The organism is Allobosea caraganae, from assembly GCF_003351345.1.
GTDB classification, from domain to species: Bacteria; Pseudomonadota; Alphaproteobacteria; order Rhizobiales; family Beijerinckiaceae; genus Allobosea; species Allobosea caraganae.
The window spans coordinates 189,397-213,143 of sequence record NZ_QQTO01000020.1 but is presented as its reverse complement, the minus strand read 5'-3'; the positions used below and the strand labels follow the sequence as shown (position 1 = coordinate 213,143).

25 protein-coding genes are annotated in these 23,747 nt (G+C 67.4%); 9 read left to right on the top strand and 16 right to left on the bottom strand.

The features are described from left to right. Positions 1-24 precede the first annotated feature (24 nt). From DWF00_RS14010 to kduI, 11 genes are all read right to left on the bottom strand, one after another. Positions 25-1,113 carry a mandelate racemase/muconate lactonizing enzyme family protein gene (locus tag DWF00_RS14010; protein WP_114832001.1) on the bottom strand — a complete coding sequence of 363 codons (1,089 nt, stop codon included), beginning with the start codon at positions 1,111-1,113 and terminating at the stop codon, positions 25-27. Positions 1,114-1,186: 73 nt separating this feature from the next. Beyond that, complete coding sequence (locus tag DWF00_RS14005) at positions 1,187-1,936, bottom strand: SDR family NAD(P)-dependent oxidoreductase (protein WP_114832002.1); 750 nt, start codon at positions 1,934-1,936, stop codon at positions 1,187-1,189. A 47-nt stretch (positions 1,937-1,983) separates the two neighbouring features. Continuing rightward, a complete protein-coding gene (locus tag DWF00_RS14000) occupies positions 1,984-2,556 on the bottom strand; it encodes a carboxymuconolactone decarboxylase family protein (protein ID WP_114832003.1) in 573 nt (190 codons plus the stop codon). Continuing rightward, on the bottom strand, positions 2,553-3,341 hold the full coding sequence (locus DWF00_RS13995) for an ABC transporter ATP-binding protein (protein WP_114832004.1): 789 nt from the start codon (positions 3,339-3,341) through the stop codon (positions 2,553-2,555). The genes DWF00_RS14000 and DWF00_RS13995 overlap by 4 nt, the downstream gene beginning before the upstream one ends. Beyond that, complete coding sequence (locus tag DWF00_RS13990; RefSeq protein ID WP_114832005.1) at positions 3,338-4,213, bottom strand: ABC transporter ATP-binding protein; 876 nt, start codon at positions 4,211-4,213, stop codon at positions 3,338-3,340. The genes DWF00_RS13995 and DWF00_RS13990 overlap by 4 nt, the downstream gene beginning before the upstream one ends. Beyond that, positions 4,206-5,111, bottom strand: coding sequence for an ABC transporter permease (locus DWF00_RS13985; protein ID WP_114832006.1), 906 nt, complete (start codon positions 5,109-5,111; stop codon positions 4,206-4,208). Before DWF00_RS13985 ends, DWF00_RS13990 begins: the two co-directional genes overlap by 8 nt. Beyond that, on the bottom strand, positions 5,108-6,154 hold the full coding sequence (locus DWF00_RS13980) for an ABC transporter permease (RefSeq protein ID WP_114832007.1): 1,047 nt from the start codon (positions 6,152-6,154) through the stop codon (positions 5,108-5,110). The genes DWF00_RS13985 and DWF00_RS13980 overlap by 4 nt, the downstream gene beginning before the upstream one ends. Before the next feature lie 92 nt (positions 6,155-6,246). Further along, complete coding sequence (locus DWF00_RS13975; RefSeq protein ID WP_114832008.1) at positions 6,247-7,863, bottom strand: ABC transporter substrate-binding protein; 1,617 nt, start codon at positions 7,861-7,863, stop codon at positions 6,247-6,249. Positions 7,864-7,962: 99 nt separating this feature from the next. Next, positions 7,963-8,301, bottom strand: coding sequence for a cupin domain-containing protein (locus DWF00_RS13970; protein WP_114832009.1), 339 nt, complete (start codon positions 8,299-8,301; stop codon positions 7,963-7,965). A 21-nt stretch (positions 8,302-8,322) separates the two neighbouring features. After that, a complete protein-coding gene (kduD, locus tag DWF00_RS13965) occupies positions 8,323-9,081 on the bottom strand; it encodes a 2-dehydro-3-deoxy-D-gluconate 5-dehydrogenase KduD (RefSeq protein ID WP_114832010.1) in 759 nt (252 codons plus the stop codon). Continuing rightward, positions 9,078-9,914 carry a 5-dehydro-4-deoxy-D-glucuronate isomerase gene (gene kduI / locus DWF00_RS13960; protein ID WP_114832011.1) on the bottom strand — a complete coding sequence of 279 codons (837 nt, stop codon included), beginning with the start codon at positions 9,912-9,914 and terminating at the stop codon, positions 9,078-9,080. Before kduI ends, kduD begins: the two co-directional genes overlap by 4 nt. A gap of 185 nt (positions 9,915-10,099) precedes the next feature. On the opposite strand from kduI, the gene DWF00_RS13955 reads away from it, so the two are divergent. Then, on the top strand, positions 10,100-10,828 hold the full coding sequence (locus tag DWF00_RS13955; protein WP_114832055.1) for a GntR family transcriptional regulator: 729 nt from the start codon (positions 10,100-10,102) through the stop codon (positions 10,826-10,828). A 461-nt stretch (positions 10,829-11,289) separates the two neighbouring features. Here DWF00_RS13955 and DWF00_RS13950 read toward each other — a convergent pair whose 3' ends face one another. Further along, positions 11,290-12,759: a GAF domain-containing protein gene (locus DWF00_RS13950; protein WP_114832012.1), complete on the bottom strand. Its 1,470-nt coding sequence runs from the start codon at positions 12,757-12,759 to the stop codon at positions 11,290-11,292. Further along, on the bottom strand, positions 12,756-13,214 hold the full coding sequence (locus DWF00_RS13945) for a pyridoxamine 5'-phosphate oxidase family protein (protein WP_114853033.1): 459 nt from the start codon (positions 13,212-13,214) through the stop codon (positions 12,756-12,758). Before DWF00_RS13945 ends, DWF00_RS13950 begins: the two co-directional genes overlap by 4 nt. A gap of 209 nt (positions 13,215-13,423) precedes the next feature. Here DWF00_RS13945 and DWF00_RS13940 point away from each other — a divergent pair, with 209 nt between their 5' ends. From DWF00_RS13940 to argE, 8 genes are all read left to right on the top strand, one after another. Beyond that, positions 13,424-14,893 carry a flavin-containing monooxygenase gene (locus DWF00_RS13940; RefSeq protein ID WP_114832014.1) on the top strand — a complete coding sequence of 490 codons (1,470 nt, stop codon included), beginning with the start codon at positions 13,424-13,426 and terminating at the stop codon, positions 14,891-14,893. A gap of 233 nt (positions 14,894-15,126) precedes the next feature. Beyond that, positions 15,127-15,315 (top strand): glutathione S-transferase family protein, encoded by a 189-nt coding sequence (locus DWF00_RS13935; protein WP_114832015.1) that lies wholly within the window; start codon positions 15,127-15,129, stop codon positions 15,313-15,315. Between the two features lie 25 nt (positions 15,316-15,340). Continuing rightward, positions 15,341-15,877 (top strand): GFA family protein, encoded by a 537-nt coding sequence (locus tag DWF00_RS13930; RefSeq protein ID WP_181832846.1) that lies wholly within the window; start codon positions 15,341-15,343, stop codon positions 15,875-15,877. A 212-nt stretch (positions 15,878-16,089) separates the two neighbouring features. Beyond that, positions 16,090-16,920, top strand: a complete 831-nt coding sequence (locus tag DWF00_RS13925; protein ID WP_114832016.1) for an AraC family transcriptional regulator — start codon at positions 16,090-16,092, stop codon at positions 16,918-16,920. A gap of 121 nt (positions 16,921-17,041) precedes the next feature. Beyond that, positions 17,042-17,782: an alanyl-tRNA editing protein gene (locus DWF00_RS13920; RefSeq protein ID WP_114832017.1), complete on the top strand. Its 741-nt coding sequence runs from the start codon at positions 17,042-17,044 to the stop codon at positions 17,780-17,782. Continuing rightward, positions 17,779-18,735 (top strand): DMT family transporter, encoded by a 957-nt coding sequence (locus tag DWF00_RS13915; RefSeq protein ID WP_114832018.1) that lies wholly within the window; start codon positions 17,779-17,781, stop codon positions 18,733-18,735. Before DWF00_RS13920 ends, DWF00_RS13915 begins: the two co-directional genes overlap by 4 nt. A 25-nt stretch (positions 18,736-18,760) precedes the next feature. Beyond that, positions 18,761-19,831, top strand: a complete 1,071-nt coding sequence (locus tag DWF00_RS13910; RefSeq protein WP_114832019.1) for a Glu/Leu/Phe/Val family dehydrogenase — start codon at positions 18,761-18,763, stop codon at positions 19,829-19,831. Between the two features lie 22 nt (positions 19,832-19,853). Continuing rightward, the gene (gene argE, locus DWF00_RS13905) at positions 19,854-21,002 is read left to right on the top strand and encodes an acetylornithine deacetylase (RefSeq protein ID WP_114832020.1); all 1,149 of its coding nucleotides are present in this window, start codon (positions 19,854-19,856) and stop codon (positions 21,000-21,002) included. 117 nt (positions 21,003-21,119) lie between these two features. Here the strand turns inward: argE and modA are convergent, their stop codons facing one another. From modA to DWF00_RS13890, 3 genes are read right to left on the bottom strand one after another with little or no spacing between them, the layout of a single operon-like run. Beyond that, complete coding sequence (gene modA / locus DWF00_RS13900) at positions 21,120-21,896, bottom strand: molybdate ABC transporter substrate-binding protein (RefSeq protein WP_114832021.1); 777 nt, start codon at positions 21,894-21,896, stop codon at positions 21,120-21,122. Beyond that, on the bottom strand, positions 21,893-22,714 hold the full coding sequence (locus tag DWF00_RS13895; RefSeq protein ID WP_245973894.1) for an ABC transporter ATP-binding protein: 822 nt from the start codon (positions 22,712-22,714) through the stop codon (positions 21,893-21,895). Before DWF00_RS13895 ends, modA begins: the two co-directional genes overlap by 4 nt. Beyond that, on the bottom strand, positions 22,707-23,747 hold the full coding sequence (locus tag DWF00_RS13890; protein ID WP_342769098.1) for a FecCD family ABC transporter permease: 1,041 nt from the start codon (positions 23,745-23,747) through the stop codon (positions 22,707-22,709). The genes DWF00_RS13895 and DWF00_RS13890 overlap by 8 nt, the downstream gene beginning before the upstream one ends.

The window sequence follows — 23,747 nt, the reverse complement described above, 5'->3', positions numbered from 1 at the left end:
GCCTCCAAGCGTCCTTCCCGGGAACTAGGCTATCCTGAAGGGCGCCAGGTGCTTCCAATTCGGAGTCAGCCCCAGGCCCGGCGCCGAAGGCACTGTCACCGTGCCGTCCTCGTTCAGCGCCATGGTCTCCTCGTAGATCTGCCCCCACATCGGGTCGAAGCTCGGGCCGTAGAATTCCAGGATCAGGCCGTTCGGGATCGCCGCCACGAGGTGGACATGGACATCCTGCGAGCCGTGGGGCGAGATGTCGAGGTCATGCGCCTGGGCCAGCGCCGCGACCTTCATGAACTCGGTGATGCCGCCGCAGATCTTGGCGTCGGCGTTGAGGATCGACGCTGCGTCCGCGCGGATCAGGTCGCGGAAGCCGTAGCGGGTATATTCGTTCTCGCCGGTCGCGATCGGGATCACCGTCGAGACCGCGACCTTGCGGTGCCCGTCATAATCGTCGGGCGCCACCGGCTCTTCGAACCAGAAGATGTCGAAGGGCTCGATCCGCCTGGCAAGCTGGATCGCCTCGTAGTGGCGGTAGGCGCAATTGGCATCGACCATCAGCTTGGTGCCGGGGCCGATCGCCTCGCGCACGGCCCGCACGCGCTCGACATCCTCGGCCATCGCGACGCCGCCGACCTTCATCTTCACGGCCCGGGCGCCGAGCGCGACGTATTGCTCCATCTCGCCGGCGAGTTCGCGCAGGCCCTTGCCTTCCTCGTAGTAGCCGCCGGCGACATAGGTCGGGACGCGGTCCCTGTAGCCACCGAGCAGCGTGTGCAGCGGCATCCCGGCCGCCTTGCCGCGCAGGTCCCACAGGCCGATGTCGATGGCCGAGATCGCGCGGGTCGACTGGCCGCGGCGGCCGACCAGCTTCGGCACCCACATCGCGCTCCACAGCCGCTCGACGTTGAGCGGGTTCTGCCCGATCAGCAGCGGCGTCAGCGATTCCACGATCGCCCGCTCGACGATGCCGCCCTTGCCGAGCCCGATGCCCTCAAGCCCCTCGTCAGTGGAGATGCGGACGATGGCGTAGTCGACATGGCTATAGGTGTGCTTGCCGTTGGTGATCGGCTTCGCCCGCGGCCAGCGGTATTCCTCGAGCGTGACAGTGGTGATCTTCATGGCTCGGTCCTTCGGTAACCCAGTGTCGCAACGGCGCCCGCGCCGCAGCCGGTGATGTTGGCAGGGCAGGGCCTCAGGCCATGCCGGCGCCGCCGTTCACGTCGAGGCAGGCGCCGGTGATGTAGCCGGCGGCGTCCGAGGCGAGGAAGGCGATCGTCTCGCCGACCTCCTCGGGCTTGCCGAGCCGGCGCAAGGCCGTTCCCGCCAGGATCTGCTCCTTGCGCTCGGCCGGGATCTCGCCGGAGAGCGCGGTCGGGATCAGGCCGGGCGCGATGGCGTTGCAGGTGATGCCGTCGGGACCATAGGCCGATGCGATCGAGCGCGTCAGGCCGAGCAGCGCCGCCTTGCTCGCGACATAGGCCGGCCCGGCATTGATCGGCTTGAAGCGCGCCGCCGCCGAGGAGATGTTGACGATGCGCCCCCAGCCCGCCGCGCGCATGCCGGGCAGGAAGCGCTGCGCCAGGAACAGCGGCGCGGAGACGTTGACGTCGAAGGTCGTCTGCCAGGTCTCGCGGCTGATATCGATCGCCGAGGCCGTGACGCCATTGGGGCGCGGCGCGATGCCGGCATTGTTGATCAGGATCGTGACCGGCTCCCAGCCGCGCCGGAGCACCGCCGCTTCGATCGTCGCTCCTGCCGCATGGCTGGCGATGTCGAGCGTCAGCGCCTCGACATCATCTGAGCCGAGCTCGGACACGGTCTTGCCGAGCGCCGCCTCGTCGCGGTCGACCAGCACCACGCGGCGCCCGGCCCGCAGCAGCGCCGCAGCCGCCGCCACTCCGATGGTCCCCGCTGCGCCGGTGATGACGGCTGTTCGTATCATCCTGATGGTCCTGAAGTGAGGGTTAGGGGCTCGGCGAGGGCGGCGGTTCAGCCGGCCCGTGGCGCCTGGCGGCCCGCCTCCTGATCGATCTGCAGCACTTCGAGGAAGCGCGTCGTCATGTTGTAGGCTGCGATGGTGATGATCAGCTCCGTCGCTTGCTGGGCGCCGAAGCGCGCCACGACATCCGCGACCGCCTCGTCGGAAACCTGGACGTCGAGCGTCATCGCATCCGCGAGCTTCAGCGCGGCACGCTCCTGCTCGTCGAATGCGGAGGCATCGGTCCAGCCGGGCAGGGCGTCGATCTTGGCCTGCGACAGCCCCTCCTTGAGCGCGAAGGCGACATGCGCGTCGTATTCGGGCTGGGAGCGGTTGAGGATCGCGACGCGCAGGATCGCCAGCTCGCGGATCGCAGGCGGCAGGCTGGATTGCTGCCGCACCGCCGTCAGGAAGGCGAGCCAGCCTTGCGCCAGCGCCGGGCTGTGCAACAGCATGCGGTAGAGGTTCGGCAGCCGCCCGCCGCGGTCGGCGCGGATCTGGCTCGCGAGCGCGGCCACATCCGGGGCACTCTCGTCGACATAGGGCAGGCGCGGCGTCACGGGGGCTGTATCGGTAGGGTTCATGCAGCAGCGCCTCGCGCCAGCTCGTCGACGAGGGCTCGGTCGTAGCCCTTGCTGGCCTGGATCAGGGTGCGCGTATAGGGCTCGGTCGCGGTGCCCGACATCAGCGATGTGGTGGTCATCGTCTCGACGATCCGGCCCGCCTGCATCACGGCGAGCCGCGAGCAGAGATGCGCGACGACCCCGAGGTCGTGGCTGACCAGGATGTAGGTCAGGTCCCGCTGCTCCCTGAGGTCGGCGAGGAGGTTGAGGATCTCGGCCTGGACGGAGACGTCGAGCGCCGAGGTCGGCTCGTCCAGCAGCAGGATGCCCGGTTCGGTGATCAGGGCGCGGGCGATGGCGACGCGCTGGCGCTGCCCGCCCGAGAGCTGATGCGGATAGCGCGGGCCGAAATCGGGATTGAGGCCGACATCGACGAGCATGCGCTCGACCCTGTCCTGCACATCCGCAATGCCGTGGATGCGCAGCGGTTCGGACAGGGCCGTGTTCACCGTGTGCCTCGGATGCAGCGAGCCATAAGGGTCCTGGAAGACCATCTGGACCCGGCGTCCCTGTTCGCGGGATGGGCGGCGGCCGACCGGCCGGCCGTCCAGCTCGATCGAGCCGGACCAATGGCCGTAGAGGTTGGCGATGCAGCGCAGGATGGTCGACTTGCCTGAGCCGGACTCGCCGACCAGGCCGAAGGCCTCGCCCGGCGCGACCGTGAAGTTCACGTCGTCCAGCACCTGGGTCGCAGCCGCGCCGTACCCGAAATACAGGCTCAATTCCTTGACGCTGATCGCACTCATGGCAGTTGCGCCCCCGACTGGAGCCAGGCCGGATCCCGCTGAAGGACGGGCAGGCGCGCGCGCGGCGCCTCTAGCTTGGGTACGGCGTCGAGCAGCCCGCGCGTATAGGGATGGCTCGCGTTGGCAAGGTCCGATGAGGCGATCGACTCGACGATGCGGCCGGCGAACATCACCAGGATGCGGTCGCAGAAGGTGGCGACGAGGTTCAGGTCGTGGCTGATGAACAGCAGGGCGAGGCCGCGCTTGGCGACGAGGTCGTCGAGCACCGCAAGGACCTGAAGCCGGACGGTGACGTCCAGCGCCGAGGTCGGCTCGTCGGCGATGAGGAGGTCGGGCTCGGGCGCGAGCATCATCGCGATCATGACGCGCTGGCCCATGCCGCCGGAGATCTGGTGCGGATACTGGTCGAAGACGCGGCGGGGATCGCGGATGCGAACCGCCTCCAGCATCTCGAGCGAGCGCTCACGCGCCTCGCGCCGGCCGATCTCGCCATGCGCGACGAAAGCTTCCGCGAGCTGCTCGCCGACGGTCATGACCGGGTTCAGCGCGTATTTCGGGTCCTGCATGATCATCGATATCCGCCGCCCGCGGATCGCGCGCATCTGCTTTTCGCTGATGCCCAGCAGGTCGGTGCCGGCGAAGCGCAGGGCTGTGGCCGTCACCTGCGTCTTGGCGGAATGCAGCCGCAGGATCGAGCGGCCGACCGTCGACTTGCCCGAGCCGGATTCGCCGACGATGGCGACGCGCTCGCGCCCGACGTCGAAGGAGACGCCGCGCACCGCGTCGGTGCTGCCAGAGCGCGAGACGAAGCGGACGGACAGGTCCTTCACTTCGAGCAGCGGCGCTGCCTTCTGATCCAATGCTTCACTCATTGCGGGGGTCCAGGATGTCGCGCAGCCCGTCGCCGAACAGGTTGAAGGAAAGGCTGACCAGCAGGATCGCCAGGCCGGGCATGGTGACGAGCCACCAATGGTCGAGCATGTACTCGCGTCCGGTCGAGGTCATCACGCCCCATTCCGGCGTCGGCGGCTGGGCGCCGAGTCCGAGGAAGCCGAGGCCGGCCGCGGTCAGGATGATCGTCGCCATGTTCAGCGTCAGCCGGACGATGACCGAGAGGATGCACATCGGCACGACATGGCGGGTGATGATGCGCAGCGACGAGGCGCCCTGCAGCTGTACCGCCGCGATGTAGTCGGCCGAGCGGATCATCATGGTCTCTGCCCGGGCAAGTCGCGCGATCGGGGGCCAGGCGGTGAGCGCGATCGCGATGACCGCGTTGCCGAGCCCCGGACCGAGCGCCGCGACGAAGGCCAGCGTCAGGACGAGGCCGGGCACCGACAGGAAGATGTCGGTGATGCGCATCAGGATGGCATCGGTCAGGCCGCCGAAATAGCCGGAGACGACGCCGACCGCGAGCCCGATCGGGCCGACCACGACGGTCACCAGCGAGACGATGTAGAGCGTGACGCGGGAGCCGTAGACGATGCGGCTGTAGATGTCGCGGCCGAGCTCGTCCGTGCCGAACCAGTTCGCGGCCGAGGGCGGCTTCAGCGCGTTGCCGAGATTCTGGGTGATGGGATCATGCGTTGCGATCCACGGCGCGAAGGCCGCGACGAAGACCAGGAGCAGGATGACCGCCAGTCCCAGCGCGGCGAGGGGATTGCCGAGGAAGTGCCGCAGCGCCGAGCCGATGCGCGCGAGCATCGCCGAGCTTTTCGCGCTGCGCGGCTGGGCCAGCGCGCCCGGTCTTTGGGAGGCCTGGTGCGTCATGTCCGGGTCCTCGGATCGAAGACGCGATACAGGGCGTCGGACAGGATGTTCAGGCCGATGAAGATGATCCCGACCAATGTGACGCAGAGCATGATGGCGTTCATGTCGCCGAACAGGAGGTTGTTCGTCAGGTATTGCCCGAAGCCGGGCCAGGCGAAGACCTTCTCGACCAGCACGGCGCCCTCGAGCAGGCTGCCATAGGTCAGAGCGACGATGGTGACGAGCTGGACGCGGATGTTGCGGAAGACGTGGCGCCAGATGACCTTGCTCTCGGACAGGCCTTTGACGCGGGCGGTGACGGCATATTCCTGGTTGAGCTGCGCCAGCATGAAGCTGCGCGTCATCCGGCTGATATAGGCCATCGAGGAGTAGCCGAGGACAGAGGCCGGCAGCACGATGTGGCTGACCGCGTTCCAGAAGACGTCCATCTCGCCGGCGATGAGTGAATCGATCAGCAGCATGCCGGTGCGGCGCTCGACCATGTCGTTGTAGAACACGTCGACCTCGCCCGGCCCGCCGAGCCAGCCGAGCATGCCGTAGAAGACGAGCAGCCCCATCATCCCCAGCCAGAAGATCGGGATCGAGTGCCCGGTCAGGCTGACCAGCCGGACGAGGTGGTCGATCCACTTGCCCTTGTTCACCGCGGCGACGACGCCGAGCGGGATGCCGATGCCGGCGCCGAAGATGATGCTCAGCGTGGCGAGCTCGACCGTGGCGGGGAAGACGCGGGCGATGTCGTCGATGACCGGCCGCCCGGTCAGCAGCGCGACGCCGAAATCGCCATGCGCGAGCTGCGTGAGATAGCGCCAGAACTGCACGATGATCGGCTGGTCCAGGCCCAGCCGCTCGTAGACCATGCGGTAGGTCTCCTGGTCCGCATCCTGGCCGACGATGTGCAGCGCCGGGTCCGACGGCATGACGCGGCCGATGAAGAAGGTCAGCGCCATCAGGCAGAGGATCGTCAGGGCGATGCCGCCGACGAATTTTGTGGCCTGCCAGAGCTTCAGGTAGACGATCGGGATAGGCGAGGGACCGGGGCGCATCGTCCCGGTCCCCGCGCGAAGCGGCTTGGTAGCCTCAGTCATGATCAGCGTCCGACTAGGTGCTGCGGCGTGTAGGTGTCGCCAGGCACGTCTCAGCGGGTTTTGGTGACGTCCCTGAAGCGGGTCGTGTAGCCGGGATGGAAGCGGTAGCCCTGTACGTCCCGAGCGATGACGTTGGTGAACACCGCCTGCGAGAACGGCTGCAGCGCCGGCACGACCTCCTCGACCTGGCGCTGGATGTCCTCGTAGAGGCTCTTCTGCTTCTCCAGGTCGCGCTCGAGCAGCGCGGTTTCGATCGCCTTGTTCAGCTCGGGGCTGTAGAAGGCCGCCCGCCAGCCCTGGAAGGCCGACATCTTGGCCTCGTCGCTGTTGTCCGGGTTGAAGATCTGGCTGCGCAGGTTGGAATGCGGGTGCGGATCGTTGCCGCCGCCGCCCAGCCCGATGATCAGCTCGAACTCGCGCTTGCGCATGGCGCCATAGACCTGCTCGCCATTGCCCATCAGGATCTGGGCGTCGATGCCGCCCTGGGCCAGCGTGCTCTGCATTGCCGTGGCGACGCTCGGGAACGGCGCGTCGGAGAGGACCCGCAGCGTCGTCTTGAAGCCGTTCGGATAGCCGGCTTCGGCGAGCAGCTGCTTCGCCTTGGGCACGTCGAGCTTGTAGTCCGGATCGGGCAGGGAGCCCATCGCGTTCTTCTGGATCGGGCGCAGATGCTTGATGCCATAGTAAGGCATCAGCGTGTTGTTGATTCCGTCATAGTCAACGAGGTTGCGCAGGGCGAGGCGGACCCGCTTATCTGCGAATTTCGGGTCCTTCATGCTGGCGCCGAGATAGTACACGGTGCCCATCACCGTGCTCTCGATCTGGACGGTCTTGTTGTCCTTGAGCGCGCCGATATCGGTCGCGTTCATCGTCATGGCGATGTCGATGTCGCCGCGCTCGATGGCCAGGCGCTGCGATTGCGATTCCGGCAGGTGGCGGTAGATCACCCGGCGCATCTTCGGGGCGCCGCGCCAGTAGGCGTCGTTGCGCTCCAGCACCAGCGTGTTGTTCGGCTGCCAGTTCTGCAGCTTGAAGGCGCCGGAGCCGGCGCTGTTGGTCTTGAGCCAGGCGGCGCCGCGGTCGCCGTCCTTCTCATGCTGCGCGACGAGCTTGCGGTCGATCGCGACGGCTCCACCCATCGTCAGGTTGTAGAGCATCAGCTGCGGGTCGGTCGGCGCCGGCAGCTTGATCTCGACGGTCAGCGGATCCGGCGCACTGATCAGCTGGGTGACGTTGTCGGCGGTGAAGCCAAAACTCTTCCAGAACGTCGCCTGGCCGAGGTTGAGCTGCAGGATGCGGCGCAGCGACCAGACCACGTCCTCGGCGGTGAGCGGGTTGCCCGACTGGAACTTGACGCCGTCGCGCAGGGCGAAGGTCAGGGTCTGCCGATCCGGGCTGACGGTCCAGCTCTTCGCCAGGCCGGGCAGGATCTTGCTCTTGTCGGCCGGATCGGTCTCGATCAGGTAGTCGTACATGTTGGCGATGTATTCCATCTCGGCGCCGTTCATGGCGCCGGGGTCCATCGTCAGGATGTTCAGCATGCTGAAGCCGATCACGACCTGATCGCCCGGCGTCTTCGCGAAGCTTCCGCCGGGCGTGCCGCAGAGGAGGGACAGGGCGAGGGCGCCCGACAGGGCACTCACTATCTTTCGAGAACGCTTTTCCATGTCTTCCTCCGATACCGGTGCGCGTATTGCGATATCGCGCTTGCGTAAGTCTTCGGCCTGGGATCGCCGCCGCAGCGGCGATGACCCCGCGCCGTCCTGCTAGACGAAATCGTTCCTCATCGGCGTGAACACGTCGAGGAGCACGCCCGGCTCGACATTGACCGCGCCGTGCACGGCATCGGGCGGGACGAGGAAGCTGTCGCCGGCGCCAAGCCGTTCAGTCTTGCCTGAAATCGTGACGTCGAACACGCCGGACTCGACAAGGCTGCATTGCACATGCGGGTGGCTGTGCGGCGTGCCGATGGCGCCCGCCTCGAAGCGGACGCGGACCATCATGACCCCGTCATCATAGGTCAGGACCTTGCGCACGATGCCGGCTCCGGCCGGCTCCCAGGGCAGGTCGGCGTCGCGGGCGAAGGGTTCGGCTTTTCTGCTCATGGCAAGTCCTCTGGAATATCCTCAGCGTGCGAGCCAGCCGCCATCGACCGGCAGCACGACCCCGTTGACGTAGTCGGAGGCCGCCGAGGCCAGGAACACTGCGCCGCCGCCGATGTCAGCGGGATCGCCCCAGCGCCCGGCCGGAATGCGGCTCAGGATGGCGGCCGAGCGCTCGGGATCCTCGCGCAGGGCCTGCGTGTTGTTGGTGACGAAATAGCCCGGCGCGATCGCGTTGACGTTGACCCCGCGCGCGGCCCATTCGCAGGCCAGCAGGCGCGTGATCCCGGCAAGGCCGCTCTTCGACGCGGTATAGGCGGGAATGCGAATGCCGCCCTGGAAGGAGAGCAGCGAGGCGATGTTGATCACCTTGCCGCCGCGCCCGTCAGCCAGCATGCGCCGGCCGAAGGCCTGAGTCAGGAAGAAGGCCGACTTCAGGTTGGTGTCCATCACCGCGTCCCAGTCGGCCTCGCTGAAGTCGACCGCGTCGGCGCGGCGGATGATGCCGGCGTTGTTGACGAGGATGTCGACCCGGCCGAAGGCAGCCTCGGCCTCGGCCGCTACGCCCTCGATCGGCGCCGTGCTCGACAGGTCGGCACGGATCGCGAGAAAGCGCGTGCCGTGCTCCGTGCAGAGGGTAGCGGTCTCGTCCATGGCGGAGCGGCCGACCGCCGCGATATTGGCGCCGGCCTTGGCCAGCGCCACCGCGATGCCCTGGCCGAGGCCGGTATTGGCGCCGGTGACGAGGGCCGTCTTGCCGGACAGGTCGAGCGGCCCGCTCATCTCAGCGCGTCCATCGGGACCTTGTCCATGTCGGTATAGTCGATGTTGTCGCCGCCCATGCCCCAGATGAAGGTGTAGGCGCGGGTGCCGACGCCCGAATGGATCGACCAGTTCGGCGACAGGATCGCCTCCTCGTTGGCGACGATCAGGTGGCGTGTCTCGTCGGGCTCGCCCATCAGGTGGATGACGCGGGCGTCAGCGTCGAGGTCGAAGTAGAGATACACTTCCGAGCGCCGGTCATGGACATGCGTCGGCATTGTGTTCCAGAGGTTGCCCTCGTCGAGCGTGGTCATGCCCATGACGAGCTGGCAGGTCTTGCAGACGTCGGGATGGATCATCTGGGCGATGCTGCGGCGGTTGCCGCTCGCCTGCTCGCCGAGCGTCATCGTCTTGGCACTCGCGAGCTTGATCAGCACGGTGTCGTAGCTCGCATGGGCGGGCGTCGAGAGCAGATAGAACCGGGCCGGGTTCGCCGGGTCCCGGCTTTCGAACGAGACCTCGCCGGCGCCCATGCCGGCATAGAGCGCGTCGCGCTTGTCGAGCTGGTAGACGCTGTCGCCGACGCGCACGCTGCCGGCACCGCCGATGTTGAAGATGCCGAGCTCGCGCCGCGCCAGGAAGGAGGCGGTGCCGAGCGGCTTCGGAGCCGGCAGCACCAGCGGCTTGGCCATGGGCACGGCGCCGCCGATGACGAAGCGCTCGATATGGCTGTAGGTCAGGCTGACTTCTCCCGGCCGGAACATGTCCTGCAGCAGGAAGTGGCGGCGCAAGGCGGCGGTGTCGAAGCTGCGCACGGCTTCGGGATGGCTGACCTGCCGGATGTCGATCGTCATGGGTAACCTTGTCGGATGGGGGGCGGCTGGGCCGTGGCTCATCGCGCGTTCGGCTGATGCGAACATTGCTGGCCATGCCGTCCCGTCCACGAAGGAGAAGCGGGCAGGGCGGCGCCAACGCGCGCTTTCGTCAGGGCGGTCTTTGGTGTTTCCTCAGGCTTCGGATTCGCATGGCGTTTTATGCCATGGCATTGTATGGTACTGTGATCGACGTGAATGCGGCTGTCAAGGAGGATCGTGTGCTCGCCACCGGCAACGAGAAGGGTTCGACCGCGCTGCAACTGGAATCGGAGCTGAAGCGCGCGATCGTGGCGATGGAGCTGCGTCCTGGCACGCGGCTGTCCGAGGCCGACATCGCCGAGCGCCACGGCGTCTCGCGCCAGCCGGCGCGTGAGGCTCTGATCAGCCTTGCCAGGACGAAGCTGGTGCAGGTCCTGCCGCAGCGCGGCACCGTCGTCGCGAAGATCTCGGTGAGCCGGATGATGCAGGCGCGCTTCGTGCGCGAGGCGGTCGAGACGGCGGTGGTGCAGCGCGCCTGCGCCTCGTTCGACGGCGGCGTGCGCGAGCGCATCACCGGGCTTTTGGCGATGCAGGAGCACTTCGCCCTGGCCGACGACCACGCGAGCTTCCAGCGCTACGACGAGATGTTCCACGCCGCGCTCTGCGACGGCGCCGGCTGCCCGCTGGCCTGGGAGGCGCTGCGCGACATCAAGTCCCACATGGACCGGCTGTGCCAGCTCACGATCGCCGACCGCAGCGCGATGCTGCCGCTGATCGAGCAGCACCGCGCCATCATGGCGGCGATCGACGCCCGCGACGGCGAGCGGGCCGCCGCCGAGATCCGCAACCACCTCGCCGAAATCCTCCGCACCCTGCCGCGCATCGAGGCCGAGCACGCCGACCTGTTCGAATAATCGCGCGCAATATCAGTGGGACGCCCCGGCTCAGCCGCGTGTCTTTTAGGCCGGGGAAGGGTCGACACGCCCATCGCCGCCATGTCCGCGCCATGTCCGCCAGCACCTCGATCCGAACCGGCTCGACATAGCCGCCCGCCAGGTCGCCCGGGAGCCCGGCACATATAAGTTCCATAATATGTCTTATGCGAATCACTATGGGAGGAAGGCGGTGTGGATGCGCCGACGACTGTCGTGTAGCCCGATTGAACGTCCCATTCAGCGGCGTGCCGCCATCCCCTGTCGCTGCCGCGGCGGCCAAAAGCTCAACGAAATAAATGTGATATGCCGGTCTACTTAATCGACATGTGAGATTCAGCGCCGTTCTTCTGCGTGCCGGCACCCACTCGCTCTGTCCCGTTCGCGATCAGCTTGAAGCCGGCATCCCCCCTTCGGGCGTATCGTTCCGATGCTGACTCCGGTCACCGGAGACCAATCTTCAAATATCCCAGCTGGATCGAGATTTGGCGATTGCCATCCTGGCTGCAACGTCCGCTTTCGAGCACGCTCGGGATGTCCGGAAGTGGCGCAGAAGCGACTTGCTGTCGTTTGCTCCCTTGCACCCACCGAAGCCTGATGATCGGTCTCCCCGTCACGCAGAGCCGGATGCGGCCGCGGGCGATCTGCTCCAGGCGAACCGGCAGGCGCTTCTCGTCGAGGCGCCGGCGCAGGAGCAGGAGGCGCGTCTCCAGATTGTCCTTGAACTCCGGCAGCTTCAGTTCGCTGGCGAGGCGGATTTCGCGGTTGGTGAATTCGGTGCGCGCCTCCGCCATCGAGCGCTCGAGCAGGAAAACGAGCAGCCGGCCTGCGACGCCCTTGATCACGTAGGTGTCGCCGATGAAGACGCTGTCGTCGAAGGCGTAGGCCGTGACGTGAACGGGCTCGTCGACTCCCGCAGGGCGATCAGCGGTTGGCAAAGAGGTCATAGGCCCCTCCTCCGCGGTTGCGTCCAGCAGCGCGAGCGAGCTTGCGGCCTGCTGGCAGAGCATCTCAAGCGTGCTTTGCCGATCGGCGTCGAAGGCCAGGCGCGCGGGGCTTTCTGCAAAGAGCACGCCCCTGAGTTCGCCCTGCGCGATCATCGGCACGGCGATCTGGCTGAGCCCTCCTATGAGCGAGGGCAGCGCGATCGACCGCGTCCGGTCTTCGTTGGCCTCCGACCGGGCAATGGCCTGGGAGAAGCGCTGCAGCCGGCTGGCGTCGTTGATCTTGAACGTGCTGCGGCCCGCGGCAGCCTCGCCGATCAGCCCTTCCCGGATCGGGACCTCCGATCCGATGCCGGATTGCCGGTAGCCGACGCTCGCCATCGTGACGAGCGCAGCGCGCGCCGGTTCAGGAAGCAGCACGAGCGCGTGATCGCAGGCGGCGAGGCGACGAACCGAGGCCAGGAGCGCGTCAAGCAGTGCCGCGATCGAGTCCTGCGCAGTCAGTTCGCTCATGGCCGGCGCGACGTCGCGCAGCAGGACAGGCGCAGGTTCGGACGGGGCTGCCTCGCTCGCCGACAGGCATGGCTCGATCCCCACGACGCGAAAGATGTCGATCGCGCGCAGGCGCATAACATCCCCCATCCCGATCTGCGCGCTGCTCGCCTTGAGATCCCGCGCCATCCGCTCGAACAATGCGCCACGGTCGGCGGAGCTCTCCCAGAGCAGGTCCAGGGCGAATTGCCGGCCGCTGCGCGCATGGACCAGCAGCAGGCGGGCGCGCGGGTTCGCGCGGATATTGGCGGCGGTCTTGGCGAAGAACTGGTTGGAGAGGGCCACGCGCTCGCCATCGACCATCGCGACGTGAGACAGGTAGGAGATGTTGGGCTTGCCGTCGGCGGCTGCCGTCGCGATGATCGATGGAATGACGCCGTCGAAGCAGCCGGACAGGTCTGCGAGCGTCAGCGTCACAGGGCCACTCCAGCGCGCTGGCCTGGAGTCTGGATATAGGCCTCCGTGACGGTCAGTCGCGCGAGGACGAGGTCCTGGGTCGTCAGCCAATGGGCGACCTGCTCGGGCGCAACCCCAAGTCCCGTGAGCACGCCCGAGACATCGGAGCAGTAGCGCTGCGCCGCATCCCGTTCGCCTGGGCCGGCTTCGCGCAGCTCAGCTCTCCCCTTGAGCTGGTAGGACACGTAGTCGCTTGGCCGCGCCCAGGTCGCTGCGAGCTGTCCCGTCGCGGCAATGTCGGCTGCCGTGCGCGGCCATTGCCAGCGCGAGAAGGCAAGCTCCATCCGACCGTCAGTATGGAAGCGGCAGCCCAGTCCGCGGCCGATTGCCGGACGCCCCAGGCTGTCTGCCGTTCCCAGGATGATCATCACGGGGCTGGCAAGGAAGCGGGCCGTTTCCGCATCGATCTGGATCAACCCCTGCCCCCAACGCCGCCTAGAGCCGGAAATCTGAATCCGTCTCTCATCAAAGAGTGAGAGCACGATGTCGTCTCAAAACCGGTGCCCCCTTTTCGGCATCATGCTCTAGCGAACAATTAGGATCGGACGCCGGCGCTTAGCAATCATTTAGGAACCGCCAGCGCGCGACCGCCGCTAGTGCTGCCTCCGCAAAATGGGAGGCCAGCATGCAGGCACGCGTAGGCAATGATCGTCGAATCGCCATCATCGGAGCAGGTCCGGCCGGGCTTGTCGCCGCGCGCTGGCTCGCGCGCCATGGCTGCAAGCCCGTGCTGTTCGAGGCGGCAGCCCGGCTCGGCGGGCAATGGAACCCGGATGGAGCGGCAAGCGCGACGTGGCCGGGAATGCGGACCAACACCAGCCGCACCCTCAGCCGGTTTTCCGATCTCGATCACGACGCCGACGTCCCGCTCTTTCCCCGCCGGGAGCAGATGCTGAGCTATCTGGAGCGCTATGCCGAGGAGTTCGGCCTCCTGCCCTGCCTGCGGCTATCGACCCGGGTGACCGCGATCGAACGCAGCCAGGAGGGCTGGGCAATCCAATATGACGGGAGCGAAGGACCGGCGGTCGAGACGTTTGCAAAAATCGTTCTCGCCTGCGGCGCGGAAGGCGTCCCGCTCACGCCCGAGATACCCGGGCTCGACCGGTTTACCGGTGCGCTTGGCGCGATCCACAGCGCGCAATACCATGGTGCCGATCGGTATCGAGGGCGCTCCGTGCTGGTCGCGGGCTGCTCGATCAGCGCGCTGGAGATCGCGTCGGAGCTCGCTCTGGCAGGTGCGGCCTCGGTGACGGCGAGTTATCGGCGCCAGCGCTACGTCCTGCCGAAGATCATCGCCGGCGTGCCCACCGACCACATCATGTTCACCCGTGCGGCGGCCCTGGCTGGAGCGCAACTGCCTCCGGATCGATTGGCCATGGAGATCAAGTCCATGGTCACGCGCGCCGCCGGTCGGCCAGATCAGTTCGGGGCGCCTGCCGCCGACGAGAACATCTTCGCCGCCGGCATCACGCAGGCCCAGCACTTCCTGCCCGCAATTGCGGAGGGGCGAATCACGGTCAGGCCGTGGATCCAGCGCGTCGAGGGCAAGGATGTCGTCTTCGACGATGGCAGCCGCCATGCGCCTGACGCCATCATTCTCGGAACGGGCTATCGCGCAGCGCTCGACCTGCTGCCGGAGGACGCCGTCAAACGCATCGGGGCGCGGTCTGGCGGCCCGGATCTGCATGGTCACAGCTTCCATCCGGACCTGCCTGGCCTCGCCTTTCTGGGCTTCTATAACCTTGTCGGCCCGAAGCTTCCGGTGCTCGAACTCCAGGCCCGCTGGATTGCGCAGGTTCTCTCGGGAGACCAGGCCTGGCCGCTGCAGGAGGAGATGGAGGCGGGTCTCTCGGAGGCGCGCGCGCGCCGGCTTGCCGGCGAGCAGCCTGTGATGCACGCACTGGCCCTCGCCTTCTCGAGGCTCGCCGGCGTCGATCCCGATCCATCCCGCTGGCCTGATCTCGAGGATTTCCTTCTTCATGGTCCCCTCTCGCCGTCGGGCTTCCGGCTTCAAGGTCCGGATTGCTGTCCCGACGCGCCAGCGCGTCTCAGGGCGGAGGCAGTCGCATGCGGCTTCGGCACCAAACGGCTTTGAGTCGTTCCGAAATACCTAGTGTTTTGAGCATGTTGTCACGTTGACCTAAATCGAGTTGCCTAGGTATAGATCGCGGTGCCAACAGGTTCGCCTTATGGGATCGTCGTCATAATTCCCCAACGCACGCCCCTTAGCCGCGACGGGTTGAACGCCGTCGGTTGACTCATTGAGTTGATATCAACATAAGCCGTCCCATGATCGCGCCTCCTTCCGTTTCGTTCCAGCGACGCTGCATGAGCGTGACTCGTGCCCCCGTCGGCGACCTGATCATGACGACCGTGCTGCGCGAACTGGTCGAATCAGGCCTCCTGGCGCAGTTCCCGGTGCTCGACGCCTACCACCGGCGTTGCGTGACGCGCCCCGCCTTCGCCCGGGCGCTGGACGCGCAGATGCAGCCGTTCCGCGAAAACGCACCGGCATGAAGGCGCAACCGAGATGGAGAGCCGAATGAACGCGAATCCGCGCAGATCCCTGACCGTGTCGTGTCGGTGCGGCACCGTCGTCTTCGAGGCGATAGGCACGCCGATCTTGAGCGTCGCCTGCCATTGCGAGAGCTGCCAGGAGGCCGGCCGGCGGATCGAGCAACTGGCCGATGCGCCGCCGGTGCTCGACGCCGATGGCGGGACGGCCTTCGTCCTTTATCGGAAGGATCGCATCCGCTGCGTGGGCGGTGGCGAGCGGCTGGAGGCGCATCGGCTCAAGCCCGAGTCGAAGACTCGGCGCATGGTGGCAACGTGCTGCAATTCGGCGATGTTCCTCGAATTCACCAAGGGCCATTGGCTGAGCGTCTATCGTGACCGGCTGCCCGAGGGCGCGCCGCCGCTGCAGATGCGGGTCATGACCGCGGACCGGCGCAAGGGCGTCGAATTGCCCGACGACATCCCCAACTACGCCACCCATTCGGGGAAGTTCATGTGGCGGCTGCTCTCCGCCTGGGTGGCGATGGGCTTTCGCGTGCCCAAGGTGCAAGGCGTGCCGGCATGACGCGCGGGCTTCCACCACGCCCCTGAACGGCGTCTGCGCGCGCACTGCGACGCAAACCGGCCTCCATTGCGGCACCGCAATAGAGGATGCAGGGATCGCAGCCGATGCGGTCGCCTGCTATGATGAGTCCGTCTCTCATCAAAAAGTTAGAGCATGATGTCAGCCGAAAGCCCGCTCCCACTTTTCGGCATCGCGCTCTAGGGAACCGCAGCTTGGCTCGGATCGATACGCGCAACAGCTCACGCTACTGGAAGGATGCCCATGTCCCGGGGCTGAGCTGTCTTGCGGCCGACTTCACCAGCCATGACTATGCGCCCCACAGCCACGACGCCCTCGTCGTCGCCGTGACGGAAGACGGCGGCTCGCAGTTCAAGAGCCGCGGTTCGACGGAGGAGGCAAGCGCCTCTGCGCTGCTGGTGTTCAACCCGGCCGAGCCTCATTCCGGGCGCATGGGCTGGAGCCGACGCTGGCGCTATCGCGGCCTCTATCTGAGCCAGCCCGCCATCGATGCGGTGGGCCGTTCGCTGGGCATCGCGGCGACGCCCTACTTCACCGCCAACGTCTTCAGGGACGAGGCGCTGGTGGCGTCCTTCCTGTCGCTGCATCGGGCCCTCGACGACTGCCGCGACCCGTTCGAGGAGCGCGAGCTTCTGGTGCGCAGCTTCGGCGTCCTGTTCGGGCGCCATGGCTGCGGCGGCGGGCGGATCCCGGCCGCACCGCGCGACAGCGAACTTGCAGGCCAGGTGCAGGTGCTCATGCTCGAACGCTATGCGGAGGAACTGACGCTCGACGACATGGGTGCGGCGGTCGGCCTGACGCCGTTCCAGCTCATCGGGCTCTTCAAGCGCGCGACGGGGCTGACACCCCATGCCTATCTGACCCAGGTCCGGTTGAAGGCGGCGCTGCATGAGCTCAGGGCGGGTACGCCCATCGTCGCGGCGGCCTTGGCGGCCGGGTTCTGCGACCAGAGCGCGCTGAACCGCCATTTCAAGCGCTGCTTCGGCATCACGCCCTTGCAATGGCAGCGCGCCGCGCGCGGCTGACGCGCCGCGCAATTCCAGCCAATAGCGGCCGGCGCAACTCTGCCACCCTGTCCTGAACACCGGGCCGCCGGCCACCGCGATGCGGTGCCGGACGCGCTCGCAAGCTTCAGGATATTTCGGCATGGCTCGCTATTACTGCCTCGACAACCCCGACACGCTGACACTTTCGACGACTATTGCGGCCTCGGCACCCGGCCGGCTGCTCCTGCATGAGAGCCCGTTCTATCCCGGAGGCGGAGGCCAGCTGGCCGATCGCGGTCTCCTGCGCTGGGCGGATGGCGAGAGCGCGATCGTCGGGTTCGACGTGCAGGACGGCGAGGTCTGGCACCTGTTGGCGGATACCGTCGAACTGCCCGCCGGGCCGGTCGAAGCCGAGGTCGATCCGGCCTTCCGACAGTTGATGCGCGAGCTTCACACCGATCTGCACATCGTCAACGCGCTCGTCTACCAGTCGTTCGACGGCGCGCTCGTCACCGGCGTCCAGATGAACGAGGATGGCACCGCCCGGATCGATTTCGACCTGCCCGAGGCCGACAACGATCGTCTGAGGGCGCTCGAACCGGCGATCAACGACGTCATTCGCCAGAACCTCGTCGTCCGCGACACCCTCGTGACGCAAGCGCAGGCCAATGCCGAGCCCGGCCTGATCCGGTCGCGTTCGGTCGCGCCGCCGCCGACATCTGACGGACAGGTCCGGATCGTCGAGATCGTCGGGCTCGATCGCCAGGCTTGCGGCGGCACGCATCTCGCCTCGACCGGCGCGTCGCGCCCGCTCCGGATCCTCAAGATCGACAACAAGGGCCGCCACAACCGTCGCCTGCGTGTCGGCCTCCAAGGTATCGCACCCGAAGGCATGGCATGAGGCGCCTCGTCGTGGCCCTCGCGGCACGCCTATGGGCCCGTCCCGCGCTCCTGCTCTGGCTCCCTCCCCTGTTCTGGGCCGGCAACCTCGTGCTTGGCCGTGCGCTCGGCCCGACCTTTCCGCCGGTCTCCCTGGCCGTCGGGCGATGGGTGGTGGCGTTGTCCGTGCTCGCGCCCTTCGTAGCGCGACGCGCCTATGAGCAGCGACATCTGTTGCGTCGGCATGTCATGCTCATCTTCGGTTGCGGCGCCTTCGGCATCGCGGGCTACAACGCCCTCGGCTACCTCGCCTTGCAGACCGTGCCCGCCGCGAGCGTCGCGTTCCTGAACTCGACCCTGCCGCTGATGGTGCCGCTGGCCGCATTCGCGCTCGGCGTCGAGCGGGTCGCGCCAAGAACGCTCTGCGGCATCGCCCTGTCCTTCGTCGGCGTCGCCTGGATCGTGTCGCGCGGCGATGTCGGCAGCCTCGGACAGCTCTCGCTCGGCGGCGGCGAGCTTCTCGTCCTCGTCGCCGTCGCCAACTACGCACTTTACTCGGTGCTGCTCCGGCGCAAGCCCGCCGAACTCGACCCGCTCGTCTTTCTCGCGGCGACGATGGCGGCCGGCCTCATCGTGCTGATGCCCTTCTGGGCCGTAGAGCTCAGCCATGGCGCGACGATCCCGCGTGACGCCGGCTCGCTCGCCGCCGTGCTCTATATCGGCATCTTCGCCTCGCTGCTGGCCTTCGTGCTCTGGAACCGCTGCGTCGCCACGCTCGGCGCGACCGTCACCGGCGCCTCGTTCCATCTCGTCGCCCTCTTCACCGCCGCCCTCGCCTTCCTGGTGCTCGGCGAGCCGGTGCGTCCGTTCCACCTCATCGGCATCGCGCTGATCCTGGCGGGCTTCGCGCTCGCGACCCTTCACCGAAAGGCGCCCGACAGGCCTGGCCTGGCGGCTCCCCTGCCACGCCCCTGATCCGTACCGACCGGAGTTCGCCATCATGACCGTCTTTTCCGCGGAATCCTTTGCCGATCACGAGCAGGTCGTCTTCGTGTCCGATCCAGACAGCGGCTTGCGCGCCATCATCGCCATTCACGACACGTCGCTCGGGCCGGCGCTGGGCGGCTGCCGGATGTATCCCTATCCGAGCGAGGAAGACGCCCTGCGCGACGTGCTGCGCCTGTCGCGCGGCATGACCTACAAGGCCGCGGCCGCAGGCCTCGATCTCGGCGGCGGCAAGGCGGTCATCATCGGCGACCCGCGCCGGCAGAAGACGCCGGCCCTGCTGCAGGCGATGGGTCGGGCGGTCGATCGCATGGCCGGCCGCTACATCACAGCCGAGGATGTCGGCACGACGGTCGCCGACTTCGCCGAAGTCCACAAGACGACGCGCCACGTCGTCGGCCTGCCGGTCGAGCTGGGCGGCACCGGCGACCCGTCTCCGACGACGGCTCTTGGCGTCTTCCTCGGGCTGGAGGCCGCTGCGCGGCACCGCTGGAACGGGCGGACGCTGTCAGGCCGCACGGTTGCCGTCCAGGGGCTGGGCAATGTCGGCTGGCATCTGTGCCGCTATCTCGCCGAGGCCGGCGCGAGGCTCGTCGTTGCCGATGTCGACGAGGATCGCACGGCCAGGGCTGCGGCGGCCTTCTCCGCCGAAGTGGTTCGTCCGCAGGCGATCTACGCGGTCGAGGCCGACATCTTCGCGCCCTGCGCCATGGGCGCCGTCCTGAACGACGAGACGTTGCCCCAGTTGCGCTGCGCGATCATCGGCGGCGCGGCCAACAACCAGCTTGCTTGTGACGCGCATGGCGAACGCCTGCGCGAGCGCGGCATTCTCTACGCCCCCGATTTCGTCATCAACGCCGGCGGCATGATCCGGGTCGCCCTGGAACGCGACGGCTTCGCGCAGGCGCTGCTCGATGACAGGCTCAAAGGCCTCGCCGCGACGTTGTCGGCGATCTTCGAACGCGCGGAACGAGACGGCAAGCCGACGCAGGCAACGGCCATCGACCTCGCCCAGGAACGCCTGCGCGCCGCTCGCGCCAGGCAGGCGCCGTCGCTCGCGGCTTGACCCTGCCGGCGGAGCACCACCGATGAACGACTCGGTCTCCCTGCTGCGAACCCTGGTCGGGTTCGACACCACCTCGCACCGCTCCAATCTGGAGCTCGTCGATTGGGCGGTCGCCGCCATCGAGCCGTTCGGCGCGCGCATCCGCCTGACCTATGACGACACCAGGACGAAGGCCAACCTTCTGGCAAGCTTCGGGCCTGCCGTGCCGGGCGGCATCGTCCTGTCGGGCCATTCGGATGTCGTCCCCGTCGATGGCCAGTCCTGGTCGTCCGATCCCTTCGTCCTGACCGAGAAGGACGGACGGCTCCATGGCAGGGGAACGACCGACATGAAGGCGTTCGTCGCCTGCTGCCTCGCCGCGCTGCCGGCTATAGCGGCTGCAGGTCTGCAGCGACCGATCCATATCGCGCTGTCCTACGACGAGGAGGTCGGCTGCTTCGGCGTGCCGCGCCTCATCGCCGATCTGCTGGCCCATGAGCCCAGGCCCGCACTGGCGATCATCGGCGAGCCGACGCAGATGAGGATCGGCGACCGCCATCGCGGCTTCCTCGGCTTCCGCACCAGCTTCACCGGCAGGCCGGCCCATTCGAGCGACCCGAGCGCCGGCGCGAGTGCGATCTACCCGGCCTCCGCCTTCGCCTCCTTTCTGAAGGCCCTTGGCGACGATGCCGGCTCGGGGATCGACCAGACCACGTTCAACGTCGGACGGATCGACGGTGGCTCGGCGATCAACATCGTCCCGGGGGCCTGCGACGTGGTCTGGGAATTCCGCCCGTCGCCTGGAGCGGACGTGGCCGCCATCCGCACCACGATCGATACCTTTCTCGCCCGAGCGACCCCCTCGGGCATCGTCCAGGTGACGGAGTTGCTGACGCGGGTGCCGCCGCTGGCGCCCGATCCGGACGGGATGGCAACCGAACTGGCTGTCGGCCTGGGCGCCCTTCGGCCAAGCTTCGCGATGCCGTTCGGAACCGAGGCCGGCTTCTTCCAGGAAGCCGGTATTCCCGCCGTCGTATGCGGGCCCGGCTCCATCGCCCAGGCCCATCAACCGGACGAATGGATCGAGACCGAGCAGGTCATGGCTGCCGACCGCTTTCTTGCGGAAGTCGCGTGTTGGGCCGCATCCGAGCTCCAGCCCTCCGATCGGGCAACCTCGTCTGGAGGTCCGTGAAGCTGACGGTTGGTCGCTGATGCGATCGTCCGAAGCGGTGCGCCATCTTCATGGCGTCGATCGTCGACATCGGGCCACTCGGCGATGTCGGCGCGGATTGCCTCGCGAACGTCGTCGTCAGGTGCACGCAATCGGAGGCATGAAGCCGTTACTCCGAAGAATCTCCCAGCTTTCCGTCGATCGAATGAAGCGCTTCAACGCGAAAGCGGCGGCAGCGGCCTCCATCGCTGCGGCGAGGCCATATTCGGCGACGACTGAATATTGCGGCGGCAACTCTATCACCGCCAAACTGGCGTTTCCCGCCAACGGTAGCGCGCTGGTCCAGTAGCTGAGGAAGACATCCGCTTCACCGGTCGCGATCAGCCATTCCGCGGCGATGCGTCCCTTTGGCACGGCGGGCGGCTCGGCTCCGCCGACGAGGTGCCGGGCCTTGTCCTTGAGGACAGCGCCGGCTCCCGGGCGCCGGAGGTCGATCCGTTCGAATACGGTCTGGGCATAGTCGCCCGAAGGATCGGCCTGCGGCGTCGACGTTCCAAGCTTCACCGCGGGATCGAGCAGCTTGTCGACGAGGTTCTCGGTAGTGAGGCCGAGATCGCGCCTCGCAAGCACGCAGATGCGGTTGCGGGCGAAGCAGACGGGCTGGTCGAACAGGCCGAGTTCGAAGAGCCGGTTCGGATGCGCCATGTTGGCGGATGCGAAGAGATCGGCAGGCTCGCCGCGCTCGATGCGTTCGCGCAGCAGGCCCGCGGGTCCGAAGGTGGCTTGGACCTCCTGTCCATGCGCCCGCTCGAAGGCTGGCAGGAGCTGTTCGAAAGCGGCGCGCAGGCTTCCCGCCGCATGGAGCAGAATGGGCCGCTCGCGCGCGGCGGTCGAGCGAGCTTCCTCGGCCGTCATGGCTCGCCCTCATTTGCTGAGCCGAGGCTGCGGGCGCGCTCCAATTGCGAGCGAAACGTCGGCGCGAAAGTCGTCAGCTCCGCCCCCTCCTCCTCATAGCCGATCATGCGGACCGGCACATGGTAGAGCGCGGCGAGATTGCTTTCGGTCATCACGCTGGCGAGATCGCCGATCAGGGTGCGATCACCCTCGCCCATCAGCAAGGCGCGGTCGGCGACGGCAAGCGCGTGGTTGGGCTGATGCGTAGTGAAGACGACCGTGAGGCCTTCCGAGCCCGCGATGCGCCGGATGAAGCCGAGGACGAGGTCCTGGTTCTTGAGGTCGAGCGCCGAGGCGGGCTCGTCGAGCAGCAGGATCGGGCATTCGCTGGCCAGCGCCCGGGCGATCAAAGCGAGCTGCCGCTCGCCGCCGGAGAGGGAATCGAACTGGCGCTCGGCGAAGGCTTCGATGTCGAGCGCGGCCAGCGACTTGCGCGCGATGGCGATGTCGCGCCTGCCCGGCACCTTGAGCGCGTGGACATGGCGCGCCCGGCCCATCAGCACGATGTCGAGCACGCTGTAGGGAAAGGGCGTGCTGAAATCCTGCGGCACGAAGCCGACCGGGCCGTTCGTGCGGATCGTCCCGCTCGTCGGCCGGTTGAGCCCGACGATCGAGCGCAGCAGCGTCGACTTGCCCCTGCCGTTCGGCCCGAGCACCGCGACGACCTCGCCGCGCGCCACGGCAAGGTCGAGGCCGCGATATTGCCAGCGCTTGCCGTCATAGCTGTGCCCGGCCCGGGCGATCACGATCATCGGCTCAGGTACGACCGCCTCAGACATGGCCGCGCCCTCCCCGCTGGCTGCGGAAGAAGATCAGCGCGAAGATCGGCGCGCCGAGCAGGGCGGTCAGGATGCCCAATGGGATCTCGCTATCGGTTATCGTCCGGGCGAGGTCGTCGATCAGGACCATGTAGAGCGCGCCCGCAAGCATCGAGGCGGGCAGCAGCGGGCGGTGGTCGGGCCCAACCAGCATGCGTGCCATATGCGGTACCACGAGCCCGACCCAGCCGATGACGCCGCTGACCGCAACCTGGGCCGAGACGATCAGGCCGATCAGCACCAGGATCAGCCAGCGCGTGCCGGCCACGGAAATACCGAGCGCCTGCGCATCGTCATCGCCGAGCGAGAGGATGTTGATGCGCCAGCGCAGCAGCATCAGCAGCAGGCCGCCGAGCACGACCGGGCCGAGCATCAGCCTGAGCTTGTCGTAATCGGCCGTGGCGAAGCTGCCGAGTAGCCAAAACACGATCCGCGGCAGCTTCTCCTCGGTATCGGCGAGATACTGCGCCAAGCTGACCAGCGCAGCGAAGAAGCCGCCGATGATCACGCCGGCCAGCACCAGCGCCAGCATGTCGCGGCGCCCGACCAGGGCGTGCAGGGCGTAGACCATCAGCAGCGACAGCACGCCGAAGGCGAAGGCGAGCAGCAGCAAAAGGCTCTGCGAGCCGCTCAGCAGGATCGCCAGCGTGCCGCCAAAGGCCGCGCCCGAGGAGACGCCGATGATGTGCGGCCCGACCAGCGGGTTGCGGAAGACGCCCTGCAGCGCCGCGCCACAGAGCGCTAGCCCTGCCCCGGCGCAGATCGCCGTCAGGATGCGCGGCAGCCGGACGTTGAAGACGACGTTGCGCTCGATCTCGGACAGTCCGATATCGGACGGAACGATGCCGGAGAGCAGGATGCGGACGACCCGCAGCGCCGGGATCTCGTAGCGGCCGAGGCCGAGCGAGGCCAGCGAGGCGGCCAGCAGCACCAGCGCCAGGACGGCGATGACGAGGCCGGGCCGCATGCCCTCGGCCGAACTGGATTGTGCCAC

Excerpts from the sequence above, each read along its gene's own strand:
- DWF00_RS13920 (WP_114832017.1), top strand. The coding sequence starts at position 17,042 with ATGGCTCGCTATTACTGCCTCGACAACCCCGACACGCTGACACTTTCG.
- DWF00_RS14010 (WP_114832001.1), bottom strand. The coding sequence starts at position 1,113 with ATGAAGATCACCACTGTCACGCTCGAGGAATACCGCTGGCCGCGGGCG.
- DWF00_RS14005 (WP_114832002.1), bottom strand. The coding sequence starts at position 1,936 with ATGATACGAACAGCCGTCATCACCGGCGCAGCGGGGACCATCGGAGTG.
- DWF00_RS13985 (WP_114832006.1), bottom strand. The coding sequence starts at position 5,111 with ATGACGCACCAGGCCTCCCAAAGACCGGGCGCGCTGGCCCAGCCGCGC.
- DWF00_RS13915 (WP_114832018.1), top strand. The coding sequence starts at position 17,779 with ATGAGGCGCCTCGTCGTGGCCCTCGCGGCACGCCTATGGGCCCGTCCC.
- DWF00_RS13895 (WP_245973894.1), bottom strand. The coding sequence starts at position 22,714 with ATGTCTGAGGCGGTCGTACCTGAGCCGATGATCGTGATCGCCCGGGCC.
- argE (WP_114832020.1), top strand. The coding sequence starts at position 19,854 with ATGAACGACTCGGTCTCCCTGCTGCGAACCCTGGTCGGGTTCGACACC.
- DWF00_RS13955 (WP_114832055.1), top strand. The coding sequence starts at position 10,100 with ATGGCATTGTATGGTACTGTGATCGACGTGAATGCGGCTGTCAAGGAG.
- kduD (WP_114832010.1), bottom strand. The coding sequence starts at position 9,081 with ATGAGCGGGCCGCTCGACCTGTCCGGCAAGACGGCCCTCGTCACCGGC.
- DWF00_RS14000 (WP_114832003.1), bottom strand. The coding sequence starts at position 2,556 with ATGAACCCTACCGATACAGCCCCCGTGACGCCGCGCCTGCCCTATGTC.
- DWF00_RS13975 (WP_114832008.1), bottom strand. The coding sequence starts at position 7,863 with ATGGAAAAGCGTTCTCGAAAGATAGTGAGTGCCCTGTCGGGCGCCCTC.
- DWF00_RS13940 (WP_114832014.1), top strand. The coding sequence starts at position 13,424 with ATGCAGGCACGCGTAGGCAATGATCGTCGAATCGCCATCATCGGAGCA.
- DWF00_RS13970 (WP_114832009.1), bottom strand. The coding sequence starts at position 8,301 with ATGAGCAGAAAAGCCGAACCCTTCGCCCGCGACGCCGACCTGCCCTGG.
- modA (WP_114832021.1), bottom strand. The coding sequence starts at position 21,896 with ATGACGGCCGAGGAAGCTCGCTCGACCGCCGCGCGCGAGCGGCCCATT.
- DWF00_RS13995 (WP_114832004.1), bottom strand. The coding sequence starts at position 3,341 with ATGAGTGCGATCAGCGTCAAGGAATTGAGCCTGTATTTCGGGTACGGC.
- DWF00_RS13930 (WP_181832846.1), top strand. The coding sequence starts at position 15,341 with ATGAACGCGAATCCGCGCAGATCCCTGACCGTGTCGTGTCGGTGCGGC.
- DWF00_RS13935 (WP_114832015.1), top strand. The coding sequence starts at position 15,127 with ATGAGCGTGACTCGTGCCCCCGTCGGCGACCTGATCATGACGACCGTG.
- DWF00_RS13980 (WP_114832007.1), bottom strand. The coding sequence starts at position 6,154 with ATGCGCCCCGGTCCCTCGCCTATCCCGATCGTCTACCTGAAGCTCTGG.
- DWF00_RS13910 (WP_114832019.1), top strand. The coding sequence starts at position 18,761 with ATGACCGTCTTTTCCGCGGAATCCTTTGCCGATCACGAGCAGGTCGTC.
- kduI (WP_114832011.1), bottom strand. The coding sequence starts at position 9,914 with ATGACGATCGACATCCGGCAGGTCAGCCATCCCGAAGCCGTGCGCAGC.
- DWF00_RS13990 (WP_114832005.1), bottom strand. The coding sequence starts at position 4,213 with ATGAGTGAAGCATTGGATCAGAAGGCAGCGCCGCTGCTCGAAGTGAAG.